Source organism: Pandoraea apista, assembly GCF_001465595.2.
Taxonomy (GTDB): domain Bacteria; phylum Pseudomonadota; class Gammaproteobacteria; order Burkholderiales; family Burkholderiaceae; genus Pandoraea; species Pandoraea apista.
The window spans coordinates 196,638-210,634 of sequence record NZ_CP013481.2 but is presented as its reverse complement, the minus strand read 5'-3'; the positions used below and the strand labels follow the sequence as shown (position 1 = coordinate 210,634).

The 13,997-nt window shown below is 63.5% G+C and carries 16 protein-coding genes; 7 read left to right on the top strand and 9 right to left on the bottom strand.

The window, feature by feature from the left end; genetic code table 11:
* Positions 1 to 10: 10 nt before the first annotated feature.
* The 4 genes from AT395_RS00905 to AT395_RS00890 form a co-directional block, all read right to left on the bottom strand.
* The gene (locus tag AT395_RS00905) at positions 11 to 499 is read right to left on the bottom strand and encodes a c-type cytochrome (protein WP_058375271.1); all 489 of its coding nucleotides are present in this window, start codon (positions 497 to 499) and stop codon (positions 11 to 13) included.
* Between the two features lie 32 nt (positions 500 to 531).
* Entirely contained in the window at positions 532 to 1,305 is a 774-nt protein-coding gene (locus AT395_RS00900) for a BON domain-containing protein (protein ID WP_042113537.1), read from the bottom strand.
* 118 nt (positions 1,306 to 1,423) lie between these two features.
* On the bottom strand, positions 1,424 to 2,011 hold the full coding sequence (locus AT395_RS00895) for a phosphoheptose isomerase (protein WP_042113538.1): 588 nt from the start codon (positions 2,009 to 2,011) through the stop codon (positions 1,424 to 1,426).
* Positions 2,012 to 2,156: 145 nt separating this feature from the next.
* A complete protein-coding gene (locus AT395_RS00890) occupies positions 2,157 to 2,510 on the bottom strand; it encodes a YraN family protein (RefSeq protein WP_042113539.1) in 354 nt (117 codons plus the stop codon).
* Between the two features lie 95 nt (positions 2,511 to 2,605).
* Here AT395_RS00890 and rsmI point away from each other — a divergent pair, with 95 nt between their 5' ends.
* The gene (rsmI, locus tag AT395_RS00885) at positions 2,606 to 3,490 is read left to right on the top strand and encodes a 16S rRNA (cytidine(1402)-2'-O)-methyltransferase (RefSeq protein ID WP_048628340.1); all 885 of its coding nucleotides are present in this window, start codon (positions 2,606 to 2,608) and stop codon (positions 3,488 to 3,490) included.
* Between the two features lie 133 nt (positions 3,491 to 3,623).
* On the opposite strand, the gene AT395_RS00880 is transcribed toward rsmI, so the two are convergent.
* From AT395_RS00880 to AT395_RS00865, 4 genes are all read right to left on the bottom strand, one after another.
* Positions 3,624 to 4,418, bottom strand: a complete 795-nt coding sequence (locus AT395_RS00880) for an ABC transporter ATP-binding protein (RefSeq protein ID WP_042113541.1) — start codon at positions 4,416 to 4,418, stop codon at positions 3,624 to 3,626.
* A 2-nt stretch (positions 4,419 to 4,420) separates the two neighbouring features.
* Complete coding sequence (locus tag AT395_RS00875; protein ID WP_042113542.1) at positions 4,421 to 5,329, bottom strand: ABC transporter permease; 909 nt, start codon at positions 5,327 to 5,329, stop codon at positions 4,421 to 4,423.
* Between the two features lie 232 nt (positions 5,330 to 5,561).
* On the bottom strand, positions 5,562 to 6,548 hold the full coding sequence (locus AT395_RS00870) for an ABC transporter substrate-binding protein (RefSeq protein ID WP_039372934.1): 987 nt from the start codon (positions 6,546 to 6,548) through the stop codon (positions 5,562 to 5,564).
* Between the two features lie 439 nt (positions 6,549 to 6,987).
* Positions 6,988 to 7,590 (bottom strand): septal ring lytic transglycosylase RlpA family protein, encoded by a 603-nt coding sequence (locus tag AT395_RS00865; protein ID WP_058375270.1) that lies wholly within the window; start codon positions 7,588 to 7,590, stop codon positions 6,988 to 6,990.
* A gap of 249 nt (positions 7,591 to 7,839) precedes the next feature.
* Here AT395_RS00865 and AT395_RS00860 point away from each other — a divergent pair, with 249 nt between their 5' ends.
* Positions 7,840 to 8,496, top strand: a complete 657-nt coding sequence (locus tag AT395_RS00860) for an MBL fold metallo-hydrolase (protein ID WP_048628341.1) — start codon at positions 7,840 to 7,842, stop codon at positions 8,494 to 8,496.
* A complete protein-coding gene (locus AT395_RS00855) occupies positions 8,493 to 9,251 on the top strand; it encodes a 3'-5' exonuclease family protein (protein WP_048628342.1) in 759 nt (252 codons plus the stop codon). The genes AT395_RS00860 and AT395_RS00855 overlap by 4 nt, the downstream gene beginning before the upstream one ends.
* Positions 9,252 to 9,365: 114 nt before the next feature.
* Here the strand turns inward: AT395_RS00855 and arsC are convergent, their stop codons facing one another.
* Positions 9,366 to 9,722 carry an arsenate reductase (glutaredoxin) gene (arsC, locus tag AT395_RS00850; protein WP_042113544.1) on the bottom strand — a complete coding sequence of 119 codons (357 nt, stop codon included), beginning with the start codon at positions 9,720 to 9,722 and terminating at the stop codon, positions 9,366 to 9,368.
* Positions 9,723 to 10,046: 324 nt separating this feature from the next.
* Between arsC and AT395_RS00845 the strand changes: the two genes are divergently transcribed.
* From AT395_RS00845 to AT395_RS00830, 4 genes are all read left to right on the top strand, one after another.
* Positions 10,047 to 11,282, top strand: a complete 1,236-nt coding sequence (locus AT395_RS00845; RefSeq protein ID WP_042113545.1) for a dienelactone hydrolase family protein — start codon at positions 10,047 to 10,049, stop codon at positions 11,280 to 11,282.
* Positions 11,283 to 11,395: 113 nt separating this feature from the next.
* Complete coding sequence (locus AT395_RS00840) at positions 11,396 to 11,902, top strand: energy transducer TonB family protein (protein WP_072632735.1); 507 nt, start codon at positions 11,396 to 11,398, stop codon at positions 11,900 to 11,902.
* Between the two features lie 56 nt (positions 11,903 to 11,958).
* Entirely contained in the window at positions 11,959 to 12,747 is a 789-nt protein-coding gene (gene otnI, locus AT395_RS00835; protein ID WP_048628344.1) for a 2-oxo-tetronate isomerase, read from the top strand.
* 763 nt (positions 12,748 to 13,510) lie between these two features.
* Positions 13,511 to 13,984, top strand: coding sequence for a CoA-binding protein (locus tag AT395_RS00830; protein ID WP_042117538.1), 474 nt, complete (start codon positions 13,511 to 13,513; stop codon positions 13,982 to 13,984).
* Positions 13,985 to 13,997 lie beyond the last annotated feature (13 nt).

The following is a 13,997-nucleotide window of genomic DNA, read 5'->3' as shown; positions in this document are numbered from 1 at the left end:
CGTGTCTGCCTTATTGAGATTGACGAACAGACGCCGACGGCGCTTTGGCCGGCGGTTGCGCCGCAAAATATGCGGCAATACGCTGCAACTCGTCGTCGCGGTAGCCCTTGAGAAGCTGCGGCATCAGCGTTGCGGGCCGCTGGCCGTCGCGCATGGCCTGCAATATCGTCATGAGTTCTGCGACCGGGCGGCCCTCCAGCGCTGGCAGCACCGCCCTGCCGGCACTCACCGGCGCCGACGCGTTGTGACAACTCATGCACGCCATCGCCCAGTCGCGGGCCTGCCAGTCAGGTTGCGCTCCCGGCGAGGTTCGCTGATCGACGTACACCGGCGACGCCGCGCGCACACCGGAGGCGGGCGCGGCGAACGCTGCGCCTGCGGCGGCGAGCCACACGGCGCCCGTCAAAACGAACGCCGCCGCTATCGGCCGGTTCGTCATCGGGCGACGAAGGCGATAGCGGCGGTTCGATGCTATGCAGATCTCGGCACGCTTGCGCAAGGCGGGTGTCCGGGGCGTGAGCCGTGCGTGCGTCAGTTACCTGTCTTGGTCGACGGACCCGGCTTGACGGGCCCTTCGCTGATCGGTGCCGGTGAGGACAGTGGCTTCGCCGTCACCGTGTCGTTGCCAATCGGCGTGGTGGTGACCGTTGCGGCGTTCGCGTCGTCTGCCTGTGCCGGTGCCGGGTTCTTCTGAGCTTCGGTCGACAGGCGCTGCGCCTCTTCCGGCTTCACGTACTCGTAAAGCTTGATCACCTTCTGCACGCCGTCGATCCGGCTCGCCACATTGGCGGCGATACGGCCCTCCTCTTCGGAAACGAGGCCCATCAGATAAACGTCGCCGCGCTCGGTGACCACCTTGAAGACGTTGGCCGAAATTTCCTTCGTATTGATCAGATTGGCCTTCACCTTGCTGGTGATCCAGGCGTCATTCGAACGAGAGCCAAAGGAACTCTTCGGCCCGATGGCAATTTCGTCGACGATACCGCGCACATTGCTGATCTGTCTGACGATGTCTACCGCACGCTGCTTGCTCTTGTCGTCGGGCACTTCGCCGGTCAGCAATACGCGACGATTGAACACGGTCACGTTCACATGCACGGCGTCGTCGGTCAGGGTGTTGGCGATATTGGCTTCGGCCTTGACCTGAATTTCGCGGTCTTCCGTTTGCGCGCCGACCGAACGGCGGTCGGTAGCGACCAGGGCGCCAGTCGCAGCCCCGCCGAGAATGATGGGGGCGCAGCCGCCCAGGGTTGCAACAATCAACGCTGCCGCGGCAAGCGGCTTAACCACGCGTTGGAAACTCATCGGGCTTTCTCCTTATGGGATGGTCGAACGGGGCGGCCCCCGCCGCACTCAGCCGGCACCGCCCGCCCCCGCGACCCGGTGCCCGTGATGATCTTGACGCCTTACGACGACAATAGGTTCACGCTTCGCCGAACAGCATTGCGTCGACCAGGTCGCACAGGCAGTGAATCGTCAGCAGGTGAACTTCCTGAATTCGCGCGGTGCGATCGGCTGGCACGCAGATATGCACGTCCAGTTCGCCCAGCACGTCGTTGACCTTGCCGCCGTTTTTGCCGGTAAGCGCGATCACATGCATGCCGCGTTCGTGCGCGGCTTCAATGGCGGCGAGCACGTTGCTGGAATTGCCCGACGTGGTGATGGCAAGCAGTACGTCGCCCTCCTGACCAAGCGCGCGCACTTGCTTCGAGAAGATGGCGTCGAAGTTGTAATCGTTGCCGACGGCCGTGAGGATCGACGAGTCCGTGGTCAGCGCGATGGCCGGCAGTTCGGGACGTTCACGCTCGAAGCGGCCGACGAGTTCGGCTGCGAAGTGCTGACAATCGGCCGCCGAGCCGCCGTTGCCGCATGCGAGGATCTTGTTGCCGTTGGACAGCGCTTCGAACATGACGTCCGCTGCGGCGGCGATGTACTCCGGGAGCGCGTCGCGCGCCGCCAGTTTGGTCTCGACGCTATCCGTAAAGTGTTGCTGAATTCGTTCGATCGACATGGTCGTTTGCCAGGGTGTCGCAAAAGCTGCCGGCCTTGCCTCGAAGCCCCTTGGGCGTTCACTTGCGTTGACCGGCGTTCATACGCCGTCAGTCTTGAAAACGGCACTTTCGCAAGTGTAACAGGGCCGGGGGACGCGGGTTTCGTCAGCCCTCGTCGGTGCGAAAGGCGTCGGGTAGCCAGCGCGCTACCGGCGGATGGCCGTCGAACGCCACGACGTCGAAGCGGCAACGCCCTGCGGGACGCCGCAGCAGGTAGTGACGCGCGGCGAGCGTAAGACGGCGTCGCTTGGCATGCGTAATGCTCTCGGCGGCTCCGCCAAAGTCGCTACGCGAGCGTGCACGCACCTCGACGAATACCAGCACGCCGGTGCGATCCCGCATAATGAGGTCGATTTCGCCGCCGCGACACCGATAGTTGCGTGCGACCAGCCGCCATCCGCGTCGCTCCAACAGCGTCTGTGCGCGGCCCTCGAACGATTCTCCAAGCTGATTCGACATGGTTGTTCCAATGTTTACCGAGCCCGGCGATGCCGGTGTTACCCACGCCCGCCAACCCCGCGTGGCAGTCCTTTCGTTTGCGGGAGCCCATTGCCATGGATGAGCGCCTGATGGCGCTGGCCGAAGGCCAGCATTACCCGGCGAGCACGCTTTATGTTGTGGCCACGCCGCTGGGCAACACCGCCGACATCACCGTGCGAGCGCTTCACATCCTCGGCATGGTCGACGCCATTGCCTGTGAAGATACGCGCAACAGCGCGCAGTTGTTGCAGCGGTACGGCATCGACAAGCCGCTGATTGCGGCCCATCAGCACAACGAGAACGAAGCGGCGACGCGACTCGTGGAACGCCTGCGCGGCGGTGAGCGGATCGCCTACATTTCGGATGCCGGCACGCCCGGGATCTCGGACCCCGGTGCGCGACTGGTCGACGCGGTGCGTGCTGCGGGCCTCACGGTGGTGCCGGTACCGGGCGCGAGCGCCGTCATCACGCTGCTCTCGGCGGCCGGCGCCTGGGTGGAGTCGTTCACGTTTGTGGGATTTCTGCCCTCGAAAGCGCAGCAACGGGCTCAGGCAATTGCCGCCCTCGCGGGGTCGACATCGGCGCAGGTCTTCTACGAGGCCCCGCATCGGATCGTAGAGACGGTCGCCGCACTGGCCGAAGGACTGAGCGGCGAGCGACGCCTGCTGATCGGGCGCGAATTGACCAAACGCTTCGAGGATATTCACGAGTGCGCTTTGCGCGAGGGCGTGGCGTGGCTCAAAGCCGACGCGAACCGTCAGCGCGGCGAATTCGTGCTGGCGGTCTCCGGCGCAACGGCGAGCGGTAGCGAAGACGGCGTGGACGCCGAAGCGCAGCGTATCCTCGCGCTGCTGGTCGCGGAACTGCCGACGAAGAGCGCCGCCAAGCTTGCAGCGGCGATTACCGGCGCACCCAAGAATGCGCTTTATGACCGTGCGCTCGCGCTGAAAAACGGCTGATTTGCCGGGCGCGGAAAACGGTGTCCATAAGCACCGGAAACCGGAAGATTCCGACCACGATCTCGCCATTTCCCCAAGCACCGCCCAATAGAAAAAGCCCGCCGAAGCGGGCTTTTTCATGACATCGCCGCAATCAGCTCAGCAACAGTGCATCGTCGTCGAGTTGTTCGCCACGCGTGCGTTCGAACATTTGCAGCAGATCGGGGACATCCAGCCCCTTACGCGCCTCGCCTGCAACGTCCAGCACTACCTTGCCCTGATGCAACATCACGGTGCGGTCGCCGTAATCGAGCGCCTGCCGCATGCTGTGCGTGACCATCATCGCGGTCAGCTGACTTTCCTGCACGATGCGCGCCGTCAGCTCCAGCACAAACGAGGCTGTCTTCGGGTCCAGCGCCGCCGTGTGCTCATCGAGCAACAGAATCCGCGACGGCTGCAACGACGCCATCAACAGACTCACCGCCTGACGCTGCCCCCCCGAGAGGAGCCCGATGCGATCAGAGAGCCGGTTTTCCAGACCGAGATTGAGCAGGCTCAGCTTCTCGCGGAACCGCTCGCGCAGATCCCGGTTCAGCGCGAAGCGGAAACCCCGGCGCTCGCCGCGCTTGACCGCCAACGCCATGTTTTCCTCAATGGTCAACGCCTCGCACGTTCCTGCCATCGGGTCCTGAAACACGCGCGCCACCTGACTCGCGCGCTGCCATGCCGTCTTCTTCGTGACGTCGTTGCCATCGATGGAAATCGTGCCCGAATCCACCGACAAATCGCCGCTGATCGCATTCAGGAAGGTGGACTTGCCCGCACCGTTCGAACCGATCACCGTGACGAACTGGCCCGTCGGAATCTCCAGCGACATGCCGCGCAACGCGCGGTTCTCGATGGGCGTGCCGGGATTGAAAGTGATTTTGAGGTCTTTTGCGCTCAACATGATCAGGCACCTCCGTTCTTACGGGCGAACAGCTTACGGCGCGTGGCCGGCAGCACCAGCGCCACGGCCACGAGCAAAGCCGTCACCAAGTTGAGGTCCTGCGCCTTCAGACCGATGAAATCGCTATTGAGGGCGAGCGCAATGAAGAAGCGGTACAGCACCGCCCCGACAACCACCGCCAGCGTCGTCAGGATGAGACGTCGGGCCGGCAGAATCGTCTCGCCGATGATCACCGCCGCCAGACCGATCACGATGGTACCGATCCCCATCGAAATGTCGGCTCCGCCCTGAGACTGCGCGAACAACGCGCCGGCAAGCGCCACCAGCGCATTCGACAGCGCCATGCCCGCCAGAATCTCGCGACCGGTGTTCACGCCCTGGGCGCGGGCCATACGCGGATTCGCGCCCGTCGAGCGCATGGCGAGACCCTGCTGCGACGAGAAGAAGTAATCGAGGCCAAGCTTCGCCACGACCACCACCGCCAGCAGAAGAAGCGGACGCAGCACGAAGTCCGGCAGCCAGTCGGGTGCATTCTCCGGCAGGATCATCGTGAAGACCGTGGGTGACGTGATCAGCGGCACGTTCGGTGCGCCCATCACACGCAAGTTCACCGAGTAGAGCGCGATCATCATCAGGATACTGGCGAGCAGATCCATGATCTTCAGGCGTACGTTGAGCCAGCCGGTGATGAAACCCGCCAGCGCACCGGCCGCCATCGCCGCGACGGTCGCCGCAAACGGATTGGTGCCGCCGGCGATCAGCGTGGCCGCCACCGCGCCGCCAAGCGCGAAGCTGCCGTCAACGGTCAGATCGGGAAAATTGAGGATGCGGAAAGAAATCAGCACCCCGAGCGCCACGAGGCTGAAGATCAGACCGATCTCCAGTGCGCCCATCATAGAAAAAAGGGACATTTTCGTAATTCCACTGCGCAAGACGGCCCATGCCGGGTCTCGGCATCAGCGCTCGCACGGCCGACATAGGCCAGTTCGGGTCATAGCCGGTCGTTGTGCGACCGCGTTCGGGGGGGAGCCGTCCCACCCATTCGATAGGAAAAGAGCGGCGGGGACAGATCGTGTCCGGACGCCGCCCTGTCGCTCGCCGGTGCCGCAGGCACTCGCCCGCGTCACCGGTGTCACGCGCGCTTTACTGCTTGATGACCGTCTTGGCTTCCTTCACCAGATCGTCCGACAGCGTCACGCCTTGCTTGGCAGCGGCCGCCGTGTTCACGAACAGTTCCAGATTCGAGCTGGTCTGCGAAGCGATTGCCCCCGGCTTCTCGCCCTTCAGGATACGGCCCACCACCTTGCCGGTCTGACGGCCGAGGTCGTAGTAGTTGATGCCGAGTGCCGCAATGGCGCCGCGCTTCACACTGTCCGTATCCGACGCCACCAGCGGGATCTTGCGATCGTTGGCCACCTTCACCAGCGATTCGTAAGCCGACACGACGTTGTTGTCCGTGTTGGTGTAGATCACGTCGACCTTGCCGGCCAGGCTGCTGGCAGCCGAGCTGATGTCCACCGTGCGCGGCGCGGCGGCTTCCACCAGCGTCAGGCCGGCGGCAGGCAACAGCTTCTTCAACTCGTTGACGACCACGACCGAGTTGGCTTCACCCGGGTTGTACACCATGCCCACACGCTTGGCGTTCGGCACCACGCGCTTGATCAGTGCGACCTGCTTGTCCAGCGGCAGCTTGTCCGACACGCCGGTCACGTTGGTGCCCGACGGCTCCCAGCTCTTGACCAGTTGCGCGGCGACCGGATCGGTCACCCCGGAGAACACCAGAGGCACCGACTTGGTCGCTGCCGCAACGGCCTGCGCCGTCGGCGTGGCGATACCGATGATCGCGTCCGGCTTGTCACCGACGAACTTGCGGGCGATCTGAGCGGCCGTACCGACATTGCCCTGGGCGCTCTGGTATTCCCACTTGAGGTTCTTGCCGACCTCGTAGCCTTCCGCCTTGAGTTCGTCGCGTGCGCCATCACGGATGGCGTCGAGCGCCGGGTGCTCCACGATGGCGAGCACGGCCACCGACTTTGTCGTTTGCGCGAATGCCGCGCCGGTCGTCCCCAACAACGCTGCGGCCACGGCGCACAGCAGGGTGCGCTTGGCGTGTTTGCCCATTGTCGACATTAAAACTCCTCCAGGAATACGCTTTGATAGGTGCGCCGTGCCCGGGTCTCTGCGGGCCTCTTTCGGATGCACGCAAAGCGTGCACCTGCGCGTGGGGCACAGTCTACCCACATCCCCGGCAGCGAACAACGGTTGCCAACGCAACGTCCCCGGAGGCCCGTGGAACATCGGGTTGCGCCCAAACGACGGCAGATTGATGCGGCAATCGGAAAAAAAATAGACGATTCGGTCGCTCAGGATCGGAAGTACGCACGTTCATGCGATGCGTTCAACCAATGAAATGCGCCGAAAAATGAAACAATGCGTGATTTTTTAATTGGAATGATGACTTTCGCACAATAAACGCGCGAACCGCGTCCCATTTTTTAAGAGGATTCCGATGCGAATTCGGAATGGGAATCGGGTTGAGGCGCGGCAGCAGGCCGCATATTGGTGCGCGTCAGGGGGTGTTGTTGGTGTCGTCCAGACCGAGGGCGGCGACTTCGCTGCGGGAGAGGCGGCGGATTTCGACTTTGGCGTGCCCAGCCCGAACAAAGTCGAGTTGCTTGGCTGCGCCGAACGACAGATCGATGATGCGATTTCGGGTATAGGGCCCGCGATCGTTGATTTTAACGACGACGGTCTTGTTATTGGCCACGTTGCGGACCAGCGCGAAGCTACCCAGCGGCAAAGTCGGATGTGCGGCTGTCGGCTCGTTCATGTCGAACGCTTCGCCAGTCGCCGTGCGCCGTCCATGAAACTTCTTGCCGTACCACGACGCCATGCCGCTCTGATAGAAGGTCCCGGCATCGGCGCGCAGACGCGCTTCGCCGTCGCGCTCCGGCGCATCGGGATCGCCGGGATTGAGGCCTTCATTGCGATAGGACCGGCCCGGCCAATGCAGATCGAAGCTCGAGCCGACCGGTGCGTTGGCTTCGCGCGCACGGGTACGCTCGCCTGTCGCCGGGGTGGCGGCAGCCGTTTGGCTGGGGGGTTCGAGCGGCGTTGTGCAGGCTGTCAACGTCAGGGCGAGGACGCAACCAACCGCGAACCGTGTGAGCATGTCGCGTGTTCGCATAGCCCGCAAGTTTAACACGCCGTCAAAGTCAACCCATCAGCGAGTGTTCACTTACATGCCGAGACCTGTTTACAAAGCGTTACCCGACTCGACGGCTCGCGCCACCGCAACGCTTTTGGAAAAGCCCGGCCTGCCCCTGCGACAAACGCCCGGCGCATCGGGCTTCGGCAGAACGCCGGGCGGTAGCCCCCCGGCCCGAATTACAATAGGCGAAAACCGCGTCCCCGATAACTCATGAACGTCACCCTGATTCCTGTCACGCCATTCCAGCAAAACTGCACCCTGCTCGTCTGCGATGCGACGAAGCGCGCCGCCGTGGTGGACCCCGGCGGCGATATCGACCGGATCGCGGGCGAAATCGAACGTCAGGGGGTGACGCTCGAGAAGATCTTCCTGACGCACGGCCATCTGGATCATTGCGGCGGCGCGGGTGCGCTCGCTGCGAAGTACGGCGTGCCGATCGAAGGTCCCCATCCGGACGACGCCTTCTGGATCGACCAGTTGGAAGCGCAAAGCGCGCGGTTCGGCTTTCCCGAGCCCGAGCCGTTCACGCCCGACCGCTGGCTGGGTGACGGCGACACCGTCCAGTTCGGCGATGTCACGCTCGACGTGTTTCATTGCCCTGGCCATACGCCGGGTCACGTGGTGTTCTTCTCGGCCGACGAACGTCTTGCCAGCGTTGGCGACGTGCTGTTCGCCGGCTCCATCGGGCGCACCGACTTCCCGCGCGGCAACCATGCCGACCTGATCGCCTCGATCCGCGACAAGCTCTGGCCGCTCGGCAACGACGTGACGTTCATTCCGGGGCACGGCCCCGTCTCCACGTTCGGTCAGGAGCGCGAAACCAACCCGTACGTCGCCGACGCCGTGCTCGCCCGGAGCGCCGTATGAGTGAGGCCATGTCCCGCACGCCGTCGCGCATCATTCCCGTGGACGAGGAGATTTTCGTTAGCACCGATGTCGAGGCCGATGGCCCGATCCCCGGACCGCATTCGATGCTCAGCTTTGCGTCGGCGGCCTATACGGCGGACAAGGAACTGATCGGCACCTTCAGCGCCAACCTCGAGTGTCTGCCGGACGCGAAGGGACATCCGCTAACGATGAAATGGTGGAAAACCGAGCCCGAAGCGTGGGCCGCCTGCCGCGTTGATCCGGAAGACCCGGCCAAAGCGCTCAAGGCATACGTGAAGTGGGTGGAAAAACTGCCGGGCAAGCCGGTGTTCGTCGCCTACCCGGCGGGGTTCGATTTCACGTTCATGTTCTGGTACATGATGCGTTTCGTCGGACGTTGCCCGTTCTCGTGGTCGGCACTCGATATCAAGACGCTCGCGTTCGCGATGACCGGCATGCCGTACCGCAAGTGCATCAAGCCGCGTCTGCCGCAGGTCTGGCTCGACCCGCTGCCGCATACGCACGTGGCGCTCGACGACGCGCTGGAACAAGGCGCGCTCTTCTGCAACATGCTCGCCGAACTGCGCGAGCAGCAAAAGACGCTGTCTGAACTGCCGGGCTGGCGCGGCGCCGGGCTCACGGCCAACGCCGACGCGCCGGTGTTCGGATCGGCAGCGGCGCGAGCGTCTGCCGCCGAGGCAGACGCCGAATCGCCGGAGACCGGCCCCGGCAAAGACAGCACAGCCCACGGCTGAACTGCTGCATGCCGCTGCCAGGCGGCAAACCGCCATGGCCTCCGCCCGGGCCGTAACGGCAGACGCGCGGCGTATCACGCGTCGCGCGCACTCCCGCCACCCGGGGCAGCCCGCTTACAGAACGTTGTTCGCCAACTCCGGCGGACGCGCAATCACGGCCTTGTCGCCGTTGACCACAATAGGACGCTGCAACAGCTTCGGGTGCTTTGCCACGGCAGCAAGCAGCGCGTCGTCGGTCAGCGTCGCATCGGCCAGCCCCAGTTCGGCGTACTCGGTCTCGTTGCTGCGAATCATCTCGCGCACGGGCACACCGAGCAGCTTATGCAGACGCTTGAGTTCGGCGAGCGTTGGCGGCGTCTTCAGATACTCGATGATTTGCAGGTCGCTCCCCCCCACCGCCGGGGAGCCCTCCACGAGGGCCAGCGCTTCGCGCGACTTCGAGCAGCGCGGGTTGTGATACACGGTAATCATGGTCACTCCATTGCGTACAAAAAAGCGTCCCGCGCGAAATCTTCATTCACGCCGGGAACATGCGTTCCGAGTATGCATGGTATCGTCGGATGCCGCTACCCGCGGACCTCGAAGGTGGCAATGGCCGCATCTTCCCGGCTTCCCCCCCCTTAACTTCACGCATCGTCCGACGTACGCTCCGCCGAGCGCCCTAACGGGCTACAGGCCGCGCCCTACGTGTCGCGTCCTACGTGTTAACCGCGCTGCGCGTCACACACGGGCCACCTAAGATAGGGAGAGAGCGCACTGTACGTCGCACGATCCGGTGTTTCAGGAGACAGTGACATGGCAGGACGCTTCATCAGCATTAAGTCGCGCGACGGCAAGACCTTTCAGGCGTATCTGGCGCTGCCCGAAGGGGGAGGCAAAGGCCCGGGACTGGTGCTGTGTCAGGAGATCTTCGGCGTGAACGCCTACATTCGCGAGCTAGCCGACCGATACGCCGAAGAGGGCTACGTCGTTCTGGCGCCCGATCTGTTCTGGCGTATCGAGCCGGGCATTGAGCTGGGCTATTCGTCCGGCGACTGGCAGCGGGCGTTTGCCTTGTTCCAGAGTTTCGATGTCGATCTCGGCATGGAAGATGTCGGCGCGAGCGTCGACGCCCTGCGCGCGTTGCCCGAATGCGCCGGCGGCGTGGGCGTCGTCGGCTACTGCCTCGGCGGCAAGCTGGCCGCGCTGTCGGTCACGCGCACCAGCGCTGATGTCGCCGTTGGCTACTACGGCGTGGGGATCGAGCAACACGTCGACGAACTCGCCGGCGAGCACCCGCCGCTCGTGCTGCATATTGCCGAACGCGACAAATATGCCCCGCCGGAAGTACGTGAAACACTTGCCGCCCGCCTCGGCGGACACGCCAACATCACGCTCTACGACTATCCGGACGCCGACCACGCCTTCGCCCGTCCCGGCGATCACTTCAACCGGGCGGCCACGCAACTGGCGCACCAGCGCACCATCGGCGCCGTGCGTCGGGTACTCGGCCCGCACTATGACTTCGCGGCGCTGTGGGAGACCCATTGCGCGTACGAATTTGCCATTCGCGAAATCGATCCGCTAATGAAGACGATGGTGGCCGAACCGTATGTCAATCACATTCCGACGATGACGGGCGGCGTGGGCCATCAGCAACTGGCGCACTTCTACCGGAACCACTTCGTCAACAGCAATCCGCCCGACACCAAGCTGATTCCGATTTCGCGCACGATCGGCGCGACACAGCTCGTCGACGAGTTGCTGTTCTGCTTTACGCATACCACGCCGGTCGACTGGATGCTGCCGGGCGTGGAACCGACCGGCCGCCGCGTCGAGATTCCGTTGGTCGCCATCGTGAGATTCCGGGGCGACAAGCTCGAACACGAGCATATCTATTGGGATCAGGCGAGCGTGCTGGTGCAGATCGGGCTGCTTGATCCGACGGGCCTGCCAGTGGCAGGCGTGGAGACGGCGCGCAAGTTGCAGGACGAGAATCTGTCGTCCAACACCCTGATGCCGAACTGGTCGTTCGGAACCCGGCCGCACTAGCCGCGACGGTGTTCGACCCGTGTTTTACCCGTCACGCGGCAGTTCCCGTCGCGTGACGGGTGCAAGGAAGTGAACAACAAGAAAAGTGTCGCGAACGTTGCGGGAGATAGCACATGAATACGCAACCTTCCCGGTGCCGGCAGGCACCCTATACCGCTGCATGGCTCACCCTCGGCGCCTGTGTTTTGGCACTTGCCGGTTGCGCCAATCCGGATTTCGAACCCAAAAAGCCGCTCATCCTCAACCTGACGCCCGGACAGGCACCGATCTCGGCGCTCGACCAGTACAAGATCGCGGCGGCGCAGCGTGTAACGGAAGTCAACGCGAAGGAAATCACACCGGGCAACCCGCAGCCGATGCTGCGCTCGGTGGTGTCGCTCGAGTATTGGGTGGACCGCAACGGGAACGTGACGAGTGTGGCGCTCTACCGCAGCAACGGCGATCGCGAAGCTGAGCGCATTGCAATGGCGAGTCTGCGACGAGCCAGCCCCTTACCCGCGCCCAGCCGGGCGTTGGTCGACAGTAGCGGGCGCGTTCGGGCGGTCGAAACCTGGCTCTTCAATAACGACGGACGGTTCCAGTTGCGCAGCGTAGCGGCGCCTCAGATCGACGGGCAATGATATTGTGACGGGCATAGGCCCACCCTGCCCGTCCATGCCGGGCGACGGAGATTCTCATGCCGCGATTTGCCGCGAATCTGACGCTGCTTTATCAGGAATTCCCATTTCTGGATCGCTTCCGGGAGGCGGCGAGCGACGGCTTCCGAGGTGTCGAATTCCTGTTCCCTTACGAGCATCCCGCCCATGAGATACGCACGCGTCTGGACGACGCCGGGCTGACGCAGGTGCTGTTCAACACCCCCGCCGGCGACTGGGCGAGCGGCGAACGCGGGCTAGCCGCGCTGCCAGGGCGTGAGGCGCAATTTCGAGATGGCGTTGAAATCGCGCTCGACTACGCCGACGCGCTTGGCTGCCGTCAGTTGCATGTCATGGCCGGATGCCCCGACGCGGCAGCGTCGCCCGAGCGCTGCCGGGCGGTCTATCTCGAAAACCTCGCTTACGCGGCCGGGCAAGCCGCCGCGCACGGTGTCACTGTCCTGATCGAGCCGATCAATCCGCGCGACTTCCCCCGCTACTTCCTTACGCGTCAGGATCAGGCCCACGCCATTCGTCAGGAAGTCGGTGCGGGCAATCTCAAGGTCCAGTTCGATGCGTATCACTGTCAGATCGTGGAAGGCGATCTGGCAATGAAGCTGCGACAGTCCATTGCTCACATCGGGCATGTGCAGGTCGCTGGCGTGCCCGCGCGCCATGAGCCCGACACCGGAGAAGTCAACTATCCCTTCCTGTTCCGTCTGCTCGACGAACTGGGTTACGCGGGATGGATCGGGTGCGAATACCGGCCGCAAGGCGCAACGCGCGACGGCCTCGGCTGGCTCAAACCCTGGCTCCGGGCCACCCGGTGAGCGGATTCGGAGGGAAGACCCGACAGGAATCGAGTCACTTCACAGGCCATTTCCAATCCCGACAGATGACCGGCATTGCGGACATCGGGCAGACATCAGGCGGGGATCAATTTACGCAGGCGTGAATCGATTTCCGAAAATGCGTCGGATAGCGAAGCATCCGGAGAGATGTCGGAGAAAGGGTTAGGAAAGATGTAGGTCGTCGCAGGCAAAAAAAATGGCGGGACACACGGGCCCGCCAAAACCACACGCTACGGGGTTAGCGCGAGGAGACCAGATTCGGAGCACTGCATCGAATTACCTTGCGGATTGCGCCGGGGGACGCCGTCTGCCGATACAGTCGCGCTGCTGTGTTACCGGGGGATAAGCACGTCAGCGTTGAGATGCATTGTGGTGGAAACGTATGGCGTGAGGGGTAACAAAGTGTTTCAGGTTGTAACACCTCAGGCGCACCATTCCTTTCGCAAACCCTCGCCACTCCTTTCCCGGCAAGGACTTCATGAGTGATTTCGAAAGTGCGACTTAGTTCGCCATCCTGAATAACTCGCCTGCCGAAGCATTGAAGACGAGTGACATGCGCACACATCGATTCACCGGTGCCCGTGGCGCAACCGCATTTCACGCCCACGTCCTCAATGTGCTAACTTCATTCTTTGTGCGTGGCAACAAAGTGAGCGTCCACCCTCTCGTCGAGGATCTGCGGCGCACCGGGAGCAAGAATTTCGTCCAACGACTGCATCGGCCCGAACGAGGCCGTACCCGCATGGAAACCATGGAACGTCTGGGGAAAATACTGGCGCGCGACCGTGTCATCGGGGTCGTGGGCCTGTCGCCGCGGCCCGACCGGCCCAGTTACACCACATCTCGCTATATGCAGCAGCAGGGGTACCGGATTGTGCCGGTCAACCCGCAGGCAGCCGACTCCGGCGAGAAGATTCTGGGCGAGACCGTCTACGCGAGCCTGACCGACGCCGCCGAGGCGCTGCGTGCGCAAGGCGTGCAGATTCAGATGGTCGACTGCTTTCGCCGCAGCGGCGACATTCCGCCGATCGCGGAAGAGGCGATCGCCATTGGCGCCAACAGTTTATGGATGCAGTTGGGCATCGAGAACGATGAAGCGGCGGCCGCCGCCCTGGCTGCGGGGCTCGACGTCGTGATGGATCGCTGCGTCAAGATCGAGCACCAGCGCTGGCAGATGATGGGAGGCAACGTGTCTGCACAGGCGAACCGCCGCTGAGTCCGGCGCGCCC

Bases quoted from the DNA above. Each gene is read 5' to 3' on its own strand.
- AT395_RS00900 (WP_042113537.1), bottom strand. From the start codon at position 1,305: ATGAGTTTCCAACGCGTGGTTAAGCCGCTTGCCGCGGCAGCGTTGATT.
- AT395_RS00830 (WP_042117538.1), top strand. From the start codon at position 13,511: ATGGAAACCATGGAACGTCTGGGGAAAATACTGGCGCGCGACCGTGTC.
- AT395_RS00870 (WP_039372934.1), bottom strand. From the start codon at position 6,548: ATGTCGACAATGGGCAAACACGCCAAGCGCACCCTGCTGTGCGCCGTG.
- AT395_RS00895 (WP_042113538.1), bottom strand. From the start codon at position 2,011: ATGTCGATCGAACGAATTCAGCAACACTTTACGGATAGCGTCGAGACC.
- arsC (WP_042113544.1), bottom strand. From the start codon at position 9,722: ATGATTACCGTGTATCACAACCCGCGCTGCTCGAAGTCGCGCGAAGCG.
- AT395_RS00865 (WP_058375270.1), bottom strand. From the start codon at position 7,590: ATGCTCACACGGTTCGCGGTTGGTTGCGTCCTCGCCCTGACGTTGACA.
- AT395_RS00845 (WP_042113545.1), top strand. From the start codon at position 10,047: ATGGCAGGACGCTTCATCAGCATTAAGTCGCGCGACGGCAAGACCTTT.
- AT395_RS00890 (WP_042113539.1), bottom strand. From the start codon at position 2,510: ATGTCGAATCAGCTTGGAGAATCGTTCGAGGGCCGCGCACAGACGCTG.
- AT395_RS00855 (WP_048628342.1), top strand. From the start codon at position 8,493: ATGAGTGAGGCCATGTCCCGCACGCCGTCGCGCATCATTCCCGTGGAC.
- AT395_RS00840 (WP_072632735.1), top strand. From the start codon at position 11,396: ATGAATACGCAACCTTCCCGGTGCCGGCAGGCACCCTATACCGCTGCA.
- AT395_RS00860 (WP_048628341.1), top strand. From the start codon at position 7,840: ATGAACGTCACCCTGATTCCTGTCACGCCATTCCAGCAAAACTGCACC.
- AT395_RS00875 (WP_042113542.1), bottom strand. From the start codon at position 5,329: ATGTCCCTTTTTTCTATGATGGGCGCACTGGAGATCGGTCTGATCTTC.
- AT395_RS00880 (WP_042113541.1), bottom strand. From the start codon at position 4,418: ATGTTGAGCGCAAAAGACCTCAAAATCACTTTCAATCCCGGCACGCCC.
- otnI (WP_048628344.1), top strand. From the start codon at position 11,959: ATGCCGCGATTTGCCGCGAATCTGACGCTGCTTTATCAGGAATTCCCA.
- rsmI (WP_048628340.1), top strand. From the start codon at position 2,606: ATGGATGAGCGCCTGATGGCGCTGGCCGAAGGCCAGCATTACCCGGCG.